Source organism: Rhizobium azibense, assembly GCF_004342325.1.
Taxonomy (GTDB): domain Bacteria; phylum Pseudomonadota; class Alphaproteobacteria; order Rhizobiales; family Rhizobiaceae; genus Rhizobium; species Rhizobium etli_B.
The window spans coordinates 559,478-577,421 of record NZ_SMBJ01000001.1 but is presented as its reverse complement, the minus strand read 5'-3'; the positions used below and the strand labels follow the sequence as shown (position 1 = coordinate 577,421).

At 59.5% G+C, this 17,944-nt stretch carries 15 protein-coding genes and 1 pseudogene; 8 read left to right on the top strand and 8 right to left on the bottom strand.

The window, feature by feature from the left end:
• The first annotated feature begins 20 nt into the window (after positions 1-20).
• Both EV130_RS02750 and EV130_RS02745 read left to right on the top strand, forming a co-directional pair.
• Positions 21-1,400 carry an aspartate aminotransferase family protein gene (locus EV130_RS02750; RefSeq protein ID WP_074063957.1) on the top strand — a complete coding sequence of 460 codons (1,380 nt, stop codon included), beginning with the start codon at positions 21-23 and terminating at the stop codon, positions 1,398-1,400.
• An 11-nt stretch (positions 1,401-1,411) separates the two neighbouring features.
• The gene (locus EV130_RS02745) at positions 1,412-2,482 is read left to right on the top strand and encodes an alcohol dehydrogenase family protein (RefSeq protein WP_132549175.1); all 1,071 of its coding nucleotides are present in this window, start codon (positions 1,412-1,414) and stop codon (positions 2,480-2,482) included.
• A gap of 77 nt (positions 2,483-2,559) precedes the next feature.
• Here EV130_RS02745 and EV130_RS02740 read toward each other — a convergent pair whose 3' ends face one another.
• Positions 2,560-2,790, bottom strand: a complete 231-nt coding sequence (locus EV130_RS02740) for a hypothetical protein (protein WP_074063955.1) — start codon at positions 2,788-2,790, stop codon at positions 2,560-2,562.
• Between the two features lie 404 nt (positions 2,791-3,194).
• Between EV130_RS02740 and EV130_RS02735 the strand changes: the two genes are divergently transcribed.
• Positions 3,195-3,971, top strand: a complete 777-nt coding sequence (locus EV130_RS02735) for a phosphodiester glycosidase family protein (protein WP_132659170.1) — start codon at positions 3,195-3,197, stop codon at positions 3,969-3,971.
• A 185-nt stretch (positions 3,972-4,156) separates the two neighbouring features.
• Here EV130_RS02735 and EV130_RS02730 read toward each other — a convergent pair whose 3' ends face one another.
• Complete coding sequence (locus EV130_RS02730; RefSeq protein WP_132659168.1) at positions 4,157-5,599, bottom strand: FAD-binding oxidoreductase; 1,443 nt, start codon at positions 5,597-5,599, stop codon at positions 4,157-4,159.
• A gap of 187 nt (positions 5,600-5,786) precedes the next feature.
• Between EV130_RS02730 and queC the strand changes: the two genes are divergently transcribed.
• Genes queC through queE form a run of 3 tightly spaced genes read left to right on the top strand, consistent with a single transcriptional unit; the run spans position 5,787 to position 7,587 of the window.
• The gene (gene queC / locus EV130_RS02725; RefSeq protein WP_074063952.1) at positions 5,787-6,497 is read left to right on the top strand and encodes a 7-cyano-7-deazaguanine synthase QueC; all 711 of its coding nucleotides are present in this window, start codon (positions 5,787-5,789) and stop codon (positions 6,495-6,497) included.
• Positions 6,497-6,853: a 6-carboxytetrahydropterin synthase QueD gene (gene queD, locus EV130_RS02720; RefSeq protein WP_132550007.1), complete on the top strand. Its 357-nt coding sequence runs from the start codon at positions 6,497-6,499 to the stop codon at positions 6,851-6,853. Before queC ends, queD begins: the two co-directional genes overlap by 1 nt.
• Positions 6,850-7,587: a 7-carboxy-7-deazaguanine synthase QueE gene (gene queE, locus EV130_RS02715; protein WP_132549184.1), complete on the top strand. Its 738-nt coding sequence runs from the start codon at positions 6,850-6,852 to the stop codon at positions 7,585-7,587. Before queD ends, queE begins: the two co-directional genes overlap by 4 nt.
• Positions 7,588-7,634: 47 nt before the next feature.
• Here the strand turns inward: queE and EV130_RS33955 are convergent.
• From EV130_RS33955 to EV130_RS02685, 6 genes and pseudogenes are all read right to left on the bottom strand, one after another.
• A pseudogene (locus EV130_RS33955) lies at positions 7,635-7,819 on the bottom strand (hypothetical protein).
• A 149-nt stretch (positions 7,820-7,968) separates the two neighbouring features.
• The gene (locus tag EV130_RS02705) at positions 7,969-9,858 is read right to left on the bottom strand and encodes a bifunctional sugar phosphate isomerase/epimerase/4-hydroxyphenylpyruvate dioxygenase family protein (protein ID WP_132659166.1); all 1,890 of its coding nucleotides are present in this window, start codon (positions 9,856-9,858) and stop codon (positions 7,969-7,971) included.
• Between the two features lie 31 nt (positions 9,859-9,889).
• Positions 9,890-10,750, bottom strand: a complete 861-nt coding sequence (locus tag EV130_RS02700) for a shikimate dehydrogenase (protein WP_132549190.1) — start codon at positions 10,748-10,750, stop codon at positions 9,890-9,892.
• A gap of 64 nt (positions 10,751-10,814) precedes the next feature.
• The gene (locus tag EV130_RS02695; RefSeq protein WP_074063947.1) at positions 10,815-11,831 is read right to left on the bottom strand and encodes a TRAP transporter substrate-binding protein; all 1,017 of its coding nucleotides are present in this window, start codon (positions 11,829-11,831) and stop codon (positions 10,815-10,817) included.
• A gap of 78 nt (positions 11,832-11,909) precedes the next feature.
• Positions 11,910-13,190 carry a TRAP transporter large permease subunit gene (locus tag EV130_RS02690; RefSeq protein WP_074063946.1) on the bottom strand — a complete coding sequence of 427 codons (1,281 nt, stop codon included), beginning with the start codon at positions 13,188-13,190 and terminating at the stop codon, positions 11,910-11,912.
• A gap of 10 nt (positions 13,191-13,200) precedes the next feature.
• On the bottom strand, positions 13,201-13,764 hold the full coding sequence (locus EV130_RS02685; RefSeq protein WP_132549193.1) for a TRAP transporter small permease: 564 nt from the start codon (positions 13,762-13,764) through the stop codon (positions 13,201-13,203).
• Between the two features lie 287 nt (positions 13,765-14,051).
• On the opposite strand from EV130_RS02685, the gene EV130_RS02680 reads away from it, so the two are divergent.
• Together EV130_RS02680 and EV130_RS02675 are read left to right on the top strand one after the other, a co-directional pair.
• Positions 14,052-14,705, top strand: a complete 654-nt coding sequence (locus EV130_RS02680; RefSeq protein WP_074063944.1) for a TetR/AcrR family transcriptional regulator — start codon at positions 14,052-14,054, stop codon at positions 14,703-14,705.
• Between the two features lie 639 nt (positions 14,706-15,344).
• On the top strand, positions 15,345-17,891 hold the full coding sequence (locus EV130_RS02675) for an NAD-dependent epimerase/dehydratase family protein (RefSeq protein WP_132549196.1): 2,547 nt from the start codon (positions 15,345-15,347) through the stop codon (positions 17,889-17,891).
• The last annotated feature ends 53 nt before the right edge of the window (positions 17,892-17,944 follow it).

Here is a 17,944-nt window from a genome sequence, read left to right as displayed (position 1 = left end):
TTAACATCAAGGACAACGCCATGTTGGAACGAAGCAACGAACTCAACGCCTTTGACCGGGATCATTTCTTCCATCCCTCCACGCATATGGGCATGCACGCACGTGGCGAGACGCCGACGCGGGTGATCGGCAACGGTGAAGGCGTCTACATCACAGATACGAGCGGGCGCTCCAGTCTCGATGCCTTTGCCGGACTTTACTGCGTCAATGTCGGCTACGGTCGGCAGAAAATCGCCGACGCGATCGCCGAACAGGCAAAGAACCTTGCCTACTATCACGCCTATGTCGGCCATGGCACGGAAGCATCAATCAGGCTGTCGAAGATGATCATCGAGCGCGCGCCCGAAGGCATGAGCCGTGTCTACTTCGGCCTTTCCGGGTCCGACGCGAACGAAACGAACATCAAGCTCATATGGTACTACAACAACATTCTCGGCCGTCCGGACAAGAAAAAGATCATCTCGCGCTGGCGCGGTTATCACGGCTCGGGTGTGATGACAGGCTCGCTAACGGGCCTCGAACTCTTCCACAAGGCCTTTGACCTGCCGCGCGCGCCCATTCTCCACACGGAAGCTCCTTATTATTTCCGCCGGCCCGACCGCTCGATGGACGAGGAGCAGTTTTCGCAATTTTGCGCCGATAAGCTCGAGGAGATGATCCTTGCCGAAGGTCCGCAGACAATTGCCGCCTTTATCGGCGAACCAATCCTTGGGACAGGTGGCATCGTCCCGCCGCCCAGCCGATATTGGCAGAAGATTCAGGCCGTGCTGAAAAAGTACGATATCCTGCTGGTTGCAGATGAGGTGGTGACCGGTTTCGGGCGCTTGGGCACGATGTTCGGCTCGGACCATTACGGCATCAAGCCGGACCTGATCACTATCGCCAAGGGCCTCACCTCCGCCTATGCGCCGCTTTCCGGTACGATCGTTTCCGACAAGGTCTGGCAGGTGCTCGTCCAGGGATCCGATCAGATGGGGGCAATTGGCCATGGCTGGACCTACTCCGCTCATCCGATCTGCGCCGCCGCTGGGATTGCCAACCTGGAGCTGATCGATGAGCTTGATCTCGTGAGGAATGCCGGCGAGACCGGCGCCTATTTCCGCTCGGAACTGGCAAAGGCCATCGGCGGTCACAAAAACGTCGGCGAGGTGCGTGGAGACGGGTTGATGGCGGCCGTTGAGTTTGTTGCAGATCGGGACGATCGCAAATTCTTCGATCCCTCGCAAAAGATCGGTCCGCAGGTAGCCGCTGCACTGCTCGAGCGCGGCGTGATCGGCCGCGCCATGCCGCAAGGCGACATCCTCGGTTTTGCGCCGCCCCTTTGCCTCACCCGGGCCGAGGCCGATATTGTGGTCAAGGCTGCGGCCGAAGCCGTCGCCAACGTCTTCAAATTCATCTGAGGGAGTTTGAGATGACCGTTGTTCCGAAGACGATGGCAGCCGTACAGCTCATTGGACATGGCGGGCTGGACAAGCTGATCTATAACAGAGCCACCCCTGTCCCGACGCCGGCAGCCGGCGAAGTGCTCATCAAGGTCGCCGCCTGCGGCATGAACAACACCGACGTCTGGGTCCGCCAGGGCGCCTACGGCACCGAAGACGACCCGTCGGCCGTTTCCACGTGGCGCAGGAAGGGCAATACGCTGACCTTCCCGCGCATCCAGGGGACGGACGCTGTCGGCCACATCGTCGCAGTTGGCGACGGCATCGACGCAGTACGGATCGGCGAGCGTGTAATGGTCGACTTCTCGATCTATAATCGCCAAGACGACAGCCTTGCCGACATCGATTATATGGGCCACGGCCGAGATGGCGGCTATGCGCAATACATGGCGCTGCCTGCGGAAAACGCCCATGTCGTCGATACCGATTTCACCGACATCGAACTTGCGACCTTCTGCTGTGCCTACCTGACCGGAGAGCGCATGCTCGAGCGGGCGCGGCTCTCTGCGGGCGAACGCGTCCTGGTGACTGGGGCATCGGGCGGTGTCGGATCGGCGATAATCCAGCTCGCAAGAGCGCGCGGCGCAATCCCGATTGCGATAGCCGGCCCGGGCAAGGAGCAGGCTGTCCTTGACATCGGCGCAGAAGCAGTCGTTACACGCGGCGGCAATGATCTTGTCGAAGCCGTCGATCGGGCATCAGGCGGTCGGTCGATCGACGTCGTGGCCGATCTCGTCGCCGGATCGATGTTCAACGATCTTTTGAAGATCCTGCGTCCCGAAGGCCGCTATACGACGGCTGGCGCCATCGGCGGGCCGGTGGTTCAGCTCGACTTGCGGACGATATACCTGAAGCAACTGGAATTGCATGGATCGAGCCAAGGTACACGCGCCGACTTCCATCGGCTCGTCCGCTATATCGAGGAAAAGAAAATCCGGCCCCTGGTCGGTGGCGTCTACCGGTTATCAGACTTCCGTCGGGCTCAGACGGACTTCATGGCCAAGAACTTCATCGGAAAGCTCGTCGTCGTCCCGGACTAAACGAAATCGGCAGGTTGGATCCGGCGCCGCAGCTCGATCTTTCGGCGCCGGCCCTTCCGATTATCACCCTGGCGGGGTCAAAGAGCTGGGACGAATTTCCAAAAAACTCCCTCCTGACGATCCCTATAATACTTGAACTCGCACTCAAACTTCCGTCCGTAAGCTTTGGCAGCCTTCAGGCATTGGTCGCTCACCGGGTTCATCCCTGTATCTGGGGCGAACCAGTCCTCAAGCAGATCGTCCGGCACATACGTGCCGACGCGCAGCGGAAGTGTGGCGAGTACAACGTCCATTTCATTCGGCACCATGATAAAAGCCTCCTTTTCGGACTAACCGCGATCGGATGAACCGGTTCCGTGCCGTCTGTAACTACATCCCCCAGACCGCATCATGTCAACGAAACGACTGCCCGGCCGGCTTTGACGGCACCGTTCGATACCCTTTTAGACCGTTGCGGCGACGGCAGGCGACGGCGGGTGCGTCGCCGGTCATCCTTACCAGCCTGAATAACAGCCTGAAGCGCCGACCGAGACGCTTCGAAGCCGAGGACGTGCCGCTTTATGACAGCCCTTGATAATAGAAAACTCCTTCCTCGAACTGCTGGAATTGCCCATAGTGGCCACCGACTTCTCGAAATGACGTCACATTCGCGTTAGCCATAATCACGAAGGAGACCGGTCCAATTGAGACATGAAATCAGGTATCTGCCGCGATGACGTATCTGAAAAAAAATGCGCTGATCGGCGCCTTGATGCTGGTTGCATCGATCGCGCTCCTGCCGCCGGCCTTTGCCCAAGATTGTGAGCAGGAAACCTTCGAGGAGGCGCGATACATCGTTTGCACCCTGGAACCGGGCAAAGCTGACCTGCGACTGTTCTGGAAGGGCGTTGATGGCGAGCCCTACCGTTTTTTCTCGAGCCTCGCCGAAGCTGTGGGGAAAACCGGACGAACGCTGACATTCGCGATGAACGCGGGTATGTACCGCGTCGATTTTTCGCCGATGGGACTTTACGTCGAGGCCGGCCAAGAACTGCGACCCGCCAATACGGCAAAAGGCGAAGGCTCAGCCGATCTGCTGCCCAATTTCTATAAGAAGCCGAACGGCGTCTTCTTCTTCGGCGACACAAGCGCTGGAATACTCCCGACGGATCAATTTTTGAGACGTCGCCCCAAGGTGCGGTTCGCGACCCAGTCCGGGCCCATGCTTGTCATTCAGAACAAGCTTCACCCGGCCTTTTTATTGCGGTCGAAAGATCGAACCCGTCGCAGCGGTGTGGGTGTCTGTAGTGGTGGCAGGGTTCGCCTTGCCGCAAGCGATGACAGTGTGAATTTCCACGAATTTGCGCGCCTGTTCCGCGACCATTTGAAATGCCCCAATGCATTGTTTCTCGACGGTGGACGAGGTGTGGGAATTTACAATCCGGCCATGGGCCGCAATGACAGATCCTGGCATGGCGGGTTCGGACCGATTTTTGGAGTTGTGGAATAACGCCACGAACGGGCAGTGAACGCGGGAAGGCGATCATCGACCCAGGCCGCAGGGCGAAGTCGCGATAGAGCAACTCCTCGCAGTCAGCTCGGATTCCGACGGATGGAGCGACATAAGTCAACGCAGTGCCGCCGATAGCCGGCATCGTGGGCGGCGGCACCTGGCCTTTTGTCCGTTGCTGACTGTCAGCCGGCGGCCCGCATTTCCGCCTGTGGCTGCACATTCTGGTTCATGCGGAACAGATTCTGGGGATCGTAACGCCTCTTGACCTCCGTCAGACGTCTATAGTTGCCGCCATAGGCCGCTTCGACACGATCGCTTTCATCCTCCGGCATGAAGTTGATATAGGCTGTGCCAATGGCGTGCTTCTTGGTTGCCTCGAAAAGCTCGCGTGCCCAGCCGATGCACGTGCTATCCATCGAATGTTCGCGCCAGCGCGCATGGACGTTCATGACGAAATGCGAGTTGCGCTGCGGAAAAGCCGTATCCTCCACTGCAATGCGGCCTGCTGCACCGCCCACATGACCAATGAAGATCTCGCATTCCGGCCCCGGAAGCTTGCGAACGGCATCGAGGAGAACTGCAATCGTCGCATCCGACAGCTCTGCGAAATCCTGGCTCTTCCAATAGTTGCGCGCGCCTGGCGTCAGCAGCGGATCGAATGCCTGTTGCCAGGCGGCAAAAGGCGTTGGACCGACAACATCGGCAATCGGATTGCCGATTTCGCGAAGAGCCGCGGCAGCGACCTTACCCGCCTCTATGTCGCCGCAATGGCATATGGCGAGCGCAAGGATTTCCCTGCCGTGCCAGTCGGCGGGCAGGAACGGCAGCGGCGGTGCCTTGCGCATGACCGCCCAGCAAGTGAGATCGTCCGGCGCCGTTTCGAGCACCTGGCGATATTGCCTGAGCACCATTTCCGCGTCGGCAAAAGGATGGATGACCAGGCCCGCCAAAACTTCGCCGGGCAGGTCGTGGAGCCGGAACTCAAAGGAGGTTACGACGCCGAAATTGCCACCGCCTCCGCGCAGCGCCCAAAATAGATCCGGCTCTTCCTTCTCGCTGACGCGGACCAGCTTGCCTTCAGCGGTTACGACCTCCATCGAAATGATATTGTCTATCGTCAGGCCGAACTTTCGTGTGAGCCAACCGAAACCGCCACCAAGGGTCAGTCCGGCAATGCCGGTCGTGGAATTGATACCCGTCGGCAGAGCCAGCCCGAAAGCCTGTGTCTCGTTATCGACATCAGCAAGCGTTGCGCCCGGCTCGACCCTCAAACGCCGCGTGCCCGGGTCGACCCTTACCGATTTCATCGGCGACAGATCAATGACCAGGCCACCTTCACAGACCGCATTGCCGGCGATGTTGTGGCCGCCGCCGCGGACCGCCAGCAGAAGATTGTTTTCGCGCGCGAACCTCACTGATCTCATAACGTCGGCGGCACCAGCGCAGAGCACGATGAGACCCGGGCGCCGATCAATCATCGCGTTCCATATGGACCGCGCCTCGTCGTAACCGGCATCCGTCCGCCTCAAGAGCCTGCCGCGCAGACCTGCCGCGAAGCGATCGAGCACAACGTCCGTCATGACCGTTTGGCCCTTGTGCAGGGTCGTAAGGTTCAAGTTGTCCATGAGTTCCTCCCCAAGGCGGCAGAGCCCCGTTCCGCCGTGGCAGCATTTTGCGCTTCGTTCCTTAGTTACGCAAGATAATGCTAATAAACATTCCAGCCGGGACCCTTCACAAGCTTGATTTATTGCTTTAGAAGCGCGCCCATAATCCGGTCGCAGCCCACCCGGTCAAAACAAGGGATCCGACATCATGAAAACCATCGTCATCTGCTCCGGCGGGTTGGACTCCGTTTCGCTTGCGCACAAGGTTGCCGCGGAACACCAACTCATCGGCCTCCTCTCCTTCGACTACGGACAGCGGCACCGCAAGGAACTCGATTTCGCAGCGGCATGCGCCAAACGCCTCGGTGTGGTCCATCAGATCATCGACATCAGGAATATCGGCAATCATCTGACGGGATCGGCGCTGACCGACGACATCGATGTTCCGGACGGACATTATGCCGAAGAGACGATGAAGGCGACCGTCGTGCCGAACCGCAACGCCATCATGCTTGCCATCGCCTTCGGCCTTGCGGCGGCACAAAAGGCCGATGCCGTCGCCGTCGCCGTGCATGGTGGCGACCACTTCATCTATCCGGACTGCCGGCCGGGTTTCATCCAGGCCTTCCAGGACATGCAGAACCAGGCGCTCGAAGGCTATGCCAAGGTTTTGCTTTTTGCACCTTACGTCACCGTCTCCAAGGCCGACATCGTAATCGATGGCGCCAGGAACGGCACTCGGTTCGCACAGACCTGGTCGTGCTACAAGGGCGGTGCGCGCCACTGCGGCCGCTGCGGCACCTGCGTGGAACGGCGCGAAGCGTTTCATCTGGCCGGCATAGATGATCCGACAGACTACGAGGACCCGAACTTCTGGGTGGGCGCAACGGCGGGCTTTGCAGCCGAAGAGGTGAAATGATGTTCCGCATCACCAAGGAATTTCATTTCTCCGCATCGCACCGGCTCACAAGCCTGCCCGCCGACCATCAATGCGGTCGCCTTCACGGACACAATTACATCGTGGAGGTGGAACTTTCGGCAGCAACGCTCAACAGCCACGGATTTGTCCGCGACTACCACGAGCTTGCGCCGCTGAAGTCCTATATCGACGAGCACTTCGACCATCGCCACCTGAACGAGGTCCTCGGACATGATCAGGTGACGGCTGAATGTCTGGCGAAGCATTTTTACGATTGGTGCAAGGATCGCCTGCCGGAAACCTCGGCCGTGCGCGTCAGCGAGACGCCGAAGACCTGGGCGGAATACCGGCCATGACCATCGCCCGCACGCCCGAGATCCGCGTCAGCGAAATCTTTGGCCCCACCATCCAGGGGGAAGGCATCTTGATCGGCCTTCCGACCGTCTTCGTCAGGACGGGGGGATGTGATTACCGCTGCTCATGGTGCGATACGCTGCATGCCGTCGACAGTGACTATCGCGATCAATGGCGTCCGATGTCGGTCGACGATATCTGGCAGGAGGTCTTGCGGCTTTCGGGCAACAAACCGCTGACGGTATCGCTATCGGGGGGTAATCCGGCGATCCAACCGCTCGGGCCACTGATAGAACGCGGACACAGCCAGGGTTTCCGTTTCGCGTTAGAGAGCCAGGGCAGCATTGCCAAGGAATGGTTTTCCGCACTCGACGTCCTCGTCCTGAGCCCAAAACCGCCGTCAAGCGGCATGGAGACCGACTGGCATTCGTTCGAGGCCTGCTTGAAAATGGCTGCCGAAAAACCGCAGCTTGCACTGAAGATCGTCGTTTTCGACGATCGCGATTACCTCTTTGCCCGGACCGCGGCGGCACGTTACCCGACGCTTCCGGTTTATCTTCAGCCCGGAAACCATACGCCACCGGCGCCCGGCGACGAAGAGGCACGCGTCGATCTCGACGGCATTATGGACCGGATGCTCTGGCTGGTTGACAAGGTGACGGAAGATCGGTGGTTCGAGGCCCGCGTGCTCCCGCAGCTGCATGTGCTGATGTGGGGCAACAAGCGCGGCGTCTGACGGCGATGGCGACGCAAGGCCGCCATCGCAAACTAAAGAGGGATTGATCAGCGGAACCGCGGCTGTTTCGGCGAGACGTTCGCCCGAATCTCATGAAGGGGGCGTTCTTGCCAAGCAACCGCAAGAGCTTGCGCTCCTCTGCCGGATCAACTCCAAGCTTCTTGCAGTGATCGGCAACGTCGCGATCGTGCGGGCCTGGCACATGAACTTGCCTATTGTTCATATTCTTCATGGTCATTTTCCTCCTTGTGAGGATAACGCCTGAGGATCGCAAATCGTTCATTAGGCACCGCTTAAGTTGCCAGGAACGCCTTTTGAAGGGCGTGAACTCATGCGTTTATACACTTTCGCAAAGGGGGTGTTCGCTCAAGTTGCGGTTCGTCACGCACGCGGAATGCCCGCCGGTCGCAGATGCTTTCTGAGCGCAGCGATGCGGAAAATGGCATTGGCCGCGCCGTATCCCCGATAGCCGCGCCTTTCGACAATCTCGAAGAACAGGCCTTCACCGTAGGTGGGACTGTAGAGCTGGAAATATTCGCCATGCTCATCGCGGTCATAGAGGATATTGTTCGCCTTCAATCGTTCCGCAAACTCCGCGTCCAGACCGAAACGCGATTCAAGGTCGTCATAATAGTTCGGCGAGATCGCAAGAGATATGAAGCCGTTTGCGCAAAGGGCAGCGGCAGTGGAAAAAATATCCTGCGTATTGAAGGCCAGATGCTGAATGCCGGAGCCGAAGGTTTCGGCAATGAAGTGGCCGGCAAGCGTGTTGCGGTTTTCGGCACCGTTCATGGTGATGCGCAGCGACCCGTCGGCATTTTCTATGGCCTGGCTTCTCACGATGCCGGAGGGATCGACGATGTCGACCATCGGCGTCTTGTCAGCATCGAGGATCGATGTGTAGAACAGCAGCCAGGTCAGCAGTTCCTCATATTTCATGGTCTGGGCAATGTGATCGATCGACTGCAGCCCGGCAGGCTGCGGGGCTGCCGTGTCTTCGACCGGATCAAACTCGATTTCCCATATGCGGGCGAGCTCCGTCTTGGCGTCGAGGAAATAGAGGATGCCGCCGCCGACACCGCGTACGGCCGGCATCTCGATCTCGCCAGCATCAAGGGGTTGGCGAAAGCGTTCGGCGCCAAGGGCGACGGCGCGTTCGACTGCCGCCTTGGCATCGTCGACCATCAGGCCGGCAGCATAAGCCGTCGTGCCATGGACGGCATATGACGCCCCGGCAAAGCCCTTCTGCTCGGTATTGACGACGAGATTGATACCGCCTTGGCGAAAGACGGTGACACTCTTGGTCTTGTGTCTCGAAACTTTTCGAAAACCGAGGTTTGCAATCAACCTTTCGAGCTGCGGCGCTTCGTCCTCGTCGATCGTGAACTCGACGAAGGCAACACCTTCGACAGAGGCGCGCGGCGGCATCGCGGGAACGGGCAAGGAGCTTTCCGGCACCTGCCGCTTTACCTGATCACCGAGATAGATCAGAGAGCGCCGGCCATCGACTGCGATTGCCGTGGGCGAGCCACCGCGGAACTGATCATTGAAGATCTCCAGCGACAGATATCCGTCGTATCCGGTTGCCGCCACTGCTTTCATGAAGTCCAGGACCGGCAAGTCGCCTTCGCCGGGCATGTTGCGGAAATGCCTGCTCCAGAAAAGCAGATCCATGTCGATCAAAGGCGCATCGGCAAGCTGGATGATGAAGATCTTTTCTTTCGGGATCGAGCGGATCGAGTTCACATCGATTTTGCGCGACAGTGTATGGAAGCTGTCGAGGATAAGGCCGATATTGGGATGGTCGGCACGGCGCACGATCTCCCAGGCGTCGCGGTGATCGTGAATGTGCCGGCCCCAGGCCAGCGCCTCGTAACCCACCCTCAGACCGCGTTTTGCCGCGCGCTCACCCAGTTCATGGAAGTCGATCGCGGCTCTGTCCAGACCGCCAAGCGATGCTGGCGACACATTGGAACAGACGAGCACGAGATCCGTGCCCATTTCCTGCATGACGTCGAATTTGCGCTCGGCACGATCGAATGTGCGGCTACGAAGCGGCTCGGGCATGCCTTCGAAATCACGGAACGGCTGAAACAGTGTGATCTCCATCCCGAGATCACGCACCATCCTGCCAACCTGACGCGGGCTCTCATCAAAGATGAGGAAATCGTTTTCGAATATCTCGACGCCATCGAAACCGGCCTTGGCGATTGCCTCAAGCTTGTCCCGGAGATCGCCGCTCAACGATACGGTCGCTATAGACGTCTTCATCGGCCTGCTCCCTTTTTTGTCGAATCGAGGATTACTCGGTCATGGCCTTGAAATGCGCGAGCATTCGGGCTGCGTCCGGCGTTCGTCCAGTCAACAGACGAAAGGCGCCAACGGCCTGGAAGACCGCCATGCCTCCGCCGTCGAGCGTCCGGCAGCCGCGACATGCTGCTTGCCTCAGCAGTTCGGTCTCCAAGGGGAAGTAGACGATCTCGGCCACCCAGTGCCGTTCCTCAAGATGTTCCGGCGGCAAGGGGGTGCCTGGATATTTCGTCATTCCGGTTGGCGTTGCGTGTACGAGGCCGGCTGCCTGCCGCATCTCTGACGCCAGATCCCTTCCGGCGACGATGGAAGCCGCGGGAAAGAGCTGTGACATCGTTTCCGTCAAGGCGGCAGCACGTTCCGCTTCGCGATCGAAGACTGCCAGCCTCTGCAAGCCAAGAAAGAGCATTGCATAAGCGGTTGCAACGCCGGCGCCGCCAGCACCGAGCTGGACGGCCGAAGAAAGATCGGCGTCTGGAAGCCCGCGACGGAAGCTTTCGGCAAAGCCCCACCAATCGGTATTGTGTCCATATCGCCGCCCATCTTCGAATACGACGGTATTGACGGCGCCGAGAGCCCGCGCCTCGGGTGACAGGTCGTCCAGACAGGAGATGACGATCTGTTTGCAGGGATGGGTGATGTTGAGGCCTGCAAGGCCTTGAGCTTCGGCCTCGGCCAGAAGTCCCGGCAGGTCGGCTGGCGAGGCGCCGATCCGGTTAAGGTCGATCAGTTCATACTCGTAGTTCAAACCCTGGGCGGCACCCTCCTTCATGTGCATGGCGGGTGTCAGCGACGCCTGGATGCCAGCACCGATCAGGCCGGCCCTTAGCGGTCTTACAATTGTTTCGGCCATCCGTCTTTTCCGTGGTTTTGATGAGAAAGAGACCAGGCCCGCAGCAGCGGGCCCGGTCCTTTGCTTATTTGCCGCGAATGGTGTCGAGTTCCTTCATCAGCTGGTTGACCGTTTCTGCGCCGATCTGGGGGCTGAACTTGTCGATCAACGGCTTGACGGCGTCGCGCAGCTTCTGCGTCTCTTCCGGGCTCAGTTCGCTGACTTCCATGCCGGTCTTTTTGATCTCTTCGATCGCCTTGGCGTCCATCTCGCGCGAAACCTTGCGCTGATAGTCGCGGGCCTCGGTTGCGGCCGATTGGAAGGCGGCTTTTTCTTCATCGTTGAGCCCATCCCAGAACTTCTTGCTGATGAGCACGATCTGCGGATTGTACTGATGGCGTGTCACCGTCATGTACTTCTGCACTTCGAAGAACTTGGCATTGATGATGTTCGCAGCCGGATTTTCCTGGCCGTCGACAGTGCCGGTTTCAAGCGCCGTATAAAGCTCGGTGTATGGAAGCGGAACGGCGTTGGCGCCAAGGCTGTTGAAGAGCTCGATCGGGATCGGCGACTGGATCGTGCGGATCTTAAGGCCCTTGATGTCCTCAAGCTTGGTGACTGGGTGGCGATTGTTCGTCAGGTTGCGGAAACCGAGCTCCCAATAGGCAAGACCAACGAGGCCGGTATCCGGCAGAAGCTTCATGAGGCCGGAGCCGAACGGTCCGTCCATCACCTTGTCGGCTTCCTCGCCGCTATTGAAGAGGAAAGGAAGATCGACCGCGCCGAACGGCTTGACATTGTTTGCAAGGATGCCGGCATTGAGCACCGTCATTTCGATGACGCCGCCCTGTAGCGCCGAGACGGTCTGAACGTCGCCGCCAAGCACGCCGCCGGGATACAATTTGACCTCGATCTTGCCGCCACTCTTCTCCTTCAAGAGCTCGGCGAACTTCTCCATTCCCATGACCTGGGGATGGCCCTTGTTGTTAGCCGAGGCGAATTTCAGCTGGTGCTCGCCGATTTCGGCGATCGCCGGGCCGGTTGAAAGCAGCGCGATCGGCAGCGCCAATCCCAGTGCCAGCTTCGTCAGTTTATTGAGCATGTCTTCCTCCCAGGTTTGTGGCCGGTAACTCCCTGCGGCCGCTTTGAAATTCGTTCGCCGTTGCCGGCCAAACTACGATCAGTGTCCGAACCAGGAGACCGGCACGGTCACCAGTTGCGGAAACAGGATGAGCAGAAACAGAACGATCAATTCGGCGATGAGAAAGGGCATCACGCCCTTCATCAACTCTTCCATCGAGAGCTTTGAGACGCCGCAGATAACATTGAGCACGGTGCCGACCGGCGGCGTGATCAGGCCAATCGCATTGTTGATGATGAAAAGCACGCCGAAATAGACCGGATCAATGCCCGCCTGCTTGATGATCGGCATCAGCACCGGCGTCATGATCAGGATCGTCGGCGTCATATCCATGGCGGTTCCGACGACGACGATCAGCACCATGATGGCGAGCAGCAGAAGGGTCTGGTTGTCCATCAGCGGTTCGACCAGGGCCGCGAGTTCGCCGGGCACGTCGGCAACCGTGATCAGCCAGGCCGAAACCGCCGCACAGGCAACCAGGAACATGACGACAGAGGTGATCTTGGCGGCCGCCACGAAGACGTGAAACAGTCTCGCCGGGGGCAACTCGCGATAGATGACCATCGAGACGAAGAGCGAATAAACAGCGGCAACGACGCCGGCTTCGGTCGGCGTGAAGACGCCGAATTTCAAGCCGACGATGATGATGACCGGCAGCATCAAGGCCCAGATGCTGTCGATGAGCGCTTTGAGGCGCACCGCGCCGCTCTGCTTTGCGGGAAGTGCGAACTGCTCCTTTCGCGCGACGATCAGCCAGGTCACACAGAGGGCGGCGGCGATCATGAGCCCCGGGAAAATCCCCGCCAGAAAAAGCTTGGTAATCGAGACGCCGCCAACCACGCCGAAGAGGATGAAGCCGATAGACGGAGGAATGATCGGCCCGATAATCGAAGCTGAGGCGAGGAGGCCGCCGGTGCGCGCCGGGTCGTGTCCGGACTTCTTCATCATCGGAAAAAGAAGGGCGCCCAAGGCCGCTGCATCGGCAACGGCCGACCCGGAAAGGCTCGAAAGAACACAGGCCGCGAAGATGGCGACAAAACCGAGACCGCCGCGGACGTGGCCCACCATGGCCATGGCAAGGTCGACAATGCGACGAGACAGTCCGCCGGTATTCATGACCTCGCCGGCGAGGAGAAAGAAGGGAACCGCCATCAGCGGAAAGCTGTCGGCGCCGTTCAGCACGTTCTGCGCCACGATCTGCGCATCGAACATGTCAAGATACATCATCAAAGCAACGCCGCTGATGATGAGGGCAAAGGCGATCGGCACGCCAAGCGCCATGGGTCCGAGAAGTGCTCCAAGAAAGATGGATACAGTCATTTCCCGCCCCTCAATGCTTTGTCACGGCCCTGGCAAGTGCCGGATCGGCGTGATCGTCGAGCGCGGCTTGTTCCTCACTGTCACGGACAAGCTCGACCGTCATGACGTCGATGCGCCCCGTGGCGATCGCAAAAGCGTCCCACAGGAGGATGAGAAAAGCCGGAATGCCGAAGGCCAGGCCGGCGCCGTAGAAAAATGCCATCGATATCCCGGTCGCCGGCGCTGCCACATGGAGGTTGATCAGCGTTTGAGTCCAGGCACCGCTGATCATCAGCCAGGTCGCCAGCAGCATCAGTGCATGCCCGACGAGGGCAGCCATTTTAGCAGCCGTGGGTGGCAGGCGCCGCAGCACTGAATCAACTCCGAGATGGCCATGCTCGCGCATTGCGACGACCGCGCCGAGAAATGTCAGCCAGACGAAAAACATCCGAGACAGCTCTTCGGAGGACGTGATGCCTTGATTGAAGGCATAGCGAAGGATGACGTTGCCGAAGACGAGGACGACCATGCCTGCCAGCAAGAGCGCGATCGTCGCCTTCAGCACGAGAAAATAGAAATCTATGATGCGGGTCATTCGCTCCTCCCAAAGCGTGGGCCACAGATCCAGTTATCTTTCCGACGTAAATCAGCCGCGCGCGAACGCACATCTGGGCGGAGACCTCGCGCCCCTCCTCCGGGACATGTTGCCTTGTTTTAAAAATGTACTAACTAGTTCGAATGTCAAGCGGTGATCTATTGAAACGCAGGTGTAAGGTGAATATGACTTTGTCGTCGGGCAGCGCATGAATGGCAGCCTTCACGTTCAGGATCCGGTTTTTGACGATTGGAAACAGCGGTTTAGGTGATAAGGTCGTGAGAGTGATGGCGGATCGGCCTGAAAACGGACGAAAGAACGATCCGCAGCGGACGCAGGCGGATATCCTCGTCGTCGCGACGAAGGAGTTTGCGACCCATGGTCTCGCCGGTGCGCGCGTCGATGCAATCGCGGAAAAGACCCGTACCTCGAAGCGGATGATCTATTACTATTTCGGCAGCAAGGAGGGTCTTTATCTTGCCGTGTTGGAGCAGTCCTACCGCAAGATCCGCTCGTTGGAGGCCGATCTAAAGCTTTCGAACCTGGAGCCAGAAGCAGCGCTACGCACGCTGATCGCAACGACCTTCGATCATGACGAAGCCAACCCGGATTTCGTCCGGCTGGTGAGCATCGAGAACATTCATCACGCCGCGCATATGCTGCGCTCCGACGCCATCCGCGACCTCAACGTCTCGATCATCGAGACGATAGCTGGAATCCTCGAACGTGGTTTCGAACAGGGCGTATTTCATCGCAAGGCCGATCCGATCGATGTCCACATGATGATCAGCGCCTTCTGCTTCTTCCGCGTCTCGAACCGCTACACCTTTGGCACGATTTTCAGGCGGGATCTCTCGGAAAGCGATGCCATCGACCGGCACCGCGGAATGATCGCCGATGCCGTCGTCAGCTATCTCAAGTCCTGCCCCACGCCGGATTGACGGTGGCCAGCTTTGCGGCGGCGATCAACGATGTTGTGTCGGAAGAAGGCGAGGCGGCTGCCGCGAACAGCCGGTTATGCAAATGAGTGGAGCAGATCTCCTACTCGAGATGGCGTTCATCTGCGTGGCGCACCGCTTGCTAAAAAGGGAAAATTTTCTTCGGAGATTCACTTCGGGCCACAATTTGATCGACCACCTTGAAGGTATATGAACCGACGGCACCTCATTTCGTATCACGAACCTCATAGGCCTGGAGCTAGCCAGAGGGCGCTCGACTGGACTTCGCCAAATAGGCGGCGTGCAGCGTCGAACCCGACATCACAGTGATATCTTGAAACATTTTTCAGTGCTGGAAGGATGGGCCGCTGCGGGCGGCACCTCTTTCATGCTTTGGCTCTCCGTCAATGTCGAACGACACATGGAAGCGCGTTGTCTTTTGGCACTTGGAACAGAATCGGCGGCCAATGCTTTAATTGCTGAAACAGACTCAGAGCGACTTTGACGAGAGGGTTTCGCTCATCGTTTCAGCAACAACCCGGCAGCTATGAAAATGCTCATCGCCGCTGCTGCGCCATTTGCGGAATGCAAGCTCCACGCTGTCGCGGCGATAAACTGTGTCGCCTAGAAGGAAGCGATCCGATGCCGAAGAAAGCCGAAGACCGTCCTGCGGTGTTCATCACCGGAAGCTCCGGGTTCCTCGGCCAGGCCATCGCGAAAGGTCTGCGCGAGCGGTATCAGGTCATCGGCCTCGACGTCAGGAAACCAGAGCACCCGATCGACGGAATGGAGACGGTCGAGATCGATCTCACCTCCGACGAAAGCGTCGATGCCGCCGTAAAGGAAGCGGCAAGCAGAGCCGGCGAGCGTATCGCCTCCGTCATCCACCTGGCCGCCTATTACGACACAACCGGCGAGGACAATCCGAAATACGAAGCCGTGACGGTGCAAGGCACACGCCGGCTGCTCAAGGCGCTCAAGGCAGTCGGCGCCGAGCAGTTGGTTTTCTCCAGCACTCTGCTGGTCCATGCGCCGAGCCCCGACAAGGGCGTGCGCATCGACGAGGACTCCCCGCTCGATCCGTCTTGGGCTTATCCGAAGTCGAAGGCCGACACCGAGGAGCTGATATCGAGCGAGCGTGGCGACCTCCGGACCGTGGTCCTGCGGCTCGCCGGCGTCTACGACGAGGACTGCCGAGCCGCGTTCATCGCGCAGCAGATCTCTCGCATCTTCGAGCGGCTGCCGACCGCCTATCTCTTCGCCGGTGATCTGACCTCGGGCCAGCCATACCTTCACAAGGACGACCTGGTCGACGCGATCGTGCGCATTGTGGACCGTCGCGCAGAGCTTCCCGAGGAAACCGTGCTGCTGCTCGGCGAAGAGGAGACGCCGTCCTACGAGGGAATGCAGAAGCGTATCGGGCGGCTGGTCCACGACGAGGAATGGCGCACACTCAGCCTGCCGAAAGGGCTTACGAAGGCTGGCGCCTGGCTGCAGACCGAGGTGCTCGATCAGGAAACGGATATCAAGCCCTGGATGATCGAGAACTCCGACGACCACTACGAGATCGACGTCTCTCGCGCGCGCTCTCTGATCGGGTGGGAGCCGCGGCACAGCCTGACTGGAACGCTGCCGGAGATGATCCGCAGGCTGAAGCTGGATCCGACAGACTGGTACGAGAAGAACAAACTCCATCCGTCGGCGGTCGCAGCCTCGGAGCCGGAACTGGATCAGGCGAGAAAGCGCCTGATCCAGCCGCTCGAGCGCAGCCCGGAGGACGTCGACAAAGCCGTCCGACGGCATCGTTTCTGGACGCTCTGGGCGCCGATGGCGAATGCGGCGCTCGGTCTGTGGCTGGTGACCTCACCGATGACACTGGGCCTGTTCGATCCGGTGTCGGCAACAATGCCGCCAGCTCTTGGACACGAAATCGCTGAACCCCAGGTCAGGAACATACGGCTCGGCATCAGCGAAATTCTGACAGGCCCGCTCATCGCCATCCTGTCGCTGACGGGCATGGCGCGCGGACGCCAATGGGTTCAGTGGATCACGGCTGCGGTCGGTCTGTGGGTGATGTTCGCGCCGCTGGTGTTCTGGACGACGAGCGCGGCGGCCTACGGCATCGACACGCTCGTCGGCATGCTGGTGGTGGCCTTCGCGGTGATGATCCCGCCAACGCCGGGCATAAGTCACCGGGCGTTGGCGGCCGACGACGACCGCCCGCTGGGATGGAGTTATTCGCCGTCTTCTTTCACCCAGCGCATTCCAATCGTTGCCCTGGCTTTCCTCGGGCTTTTCGTGTCGCGCTACCTCGCCGCCTACCAGATGGGTCAAATCGACGGATTGTGGGATCCGTTCTTCGATCCTGGCGAAGCGGCTGTCACCAACGGCACTGAGGCAGTCGTGACGTCATGGGTGTCGAAGGGATTCCCGATCGCCGATGCCGGCCTCGGCGCCTTTGCCTACGGCCTCGACATCCTCGCCGGCACCATCGGCGACCGTCGCCGCTGGCGCACCATGCCATGGATGGTGTTCCTGTTCGGCCTGCTGATCATTCCGCTGGGCGCGGTCAGCGTCTCGTTTATCATCATCCAGCCGCCGCTGATTGGCGCGCTGTGCACGCTCTGCATCATCCAGGCGGCGGTAACGGTGATCCTCATCCCGTATTCCGTCGACGAGGTGCTGGCGACCGTCCAATATCTCTGGCGCGCGAAGCGGGCGGGCGAGCCGTTCTGGCGCACCTTCTGGATGGGTGGCCCGGCGCTTTCGGAGAACCAGACGCCAAAGCCCGATCTCGACCGTTCGCCAGGCGAGTTCTTGAAGGACTTCCTGCTCGGCGGTGTGACCTTCCCGTGGACTCTCGTCGCCAGCACGCTCCTCGGTATCCTGCTGATGGCGACGCCGCTGATCTTCGCAACGCAGCCGCCGCTCTACTTCAGCGACCACATCGTCGGCTGCCTCGTGATCATGGTCGCCGTCACTGCCATGGCCGAGGTCGTGCGACCAGCGCGCTTCCTCAACGTAGCGCTCGGTGCATGGATCGCGGCATCCCCGTTCTTGCTGGACGGCGGTTCAGGCATCGCAGCGGTAGCCGATATCGTGATCGGACTGGCGTTGATCGGTCTCAGCCTGCCGCGTGGCGCGCCTAGCGAGGAACACTACGGTGGTTGGGATCGGGCGATTGTCTGACTTGCTCGACCTCCGCGCCCATTCCGTGAATCAATGTCGCTATGCTTGCTAGT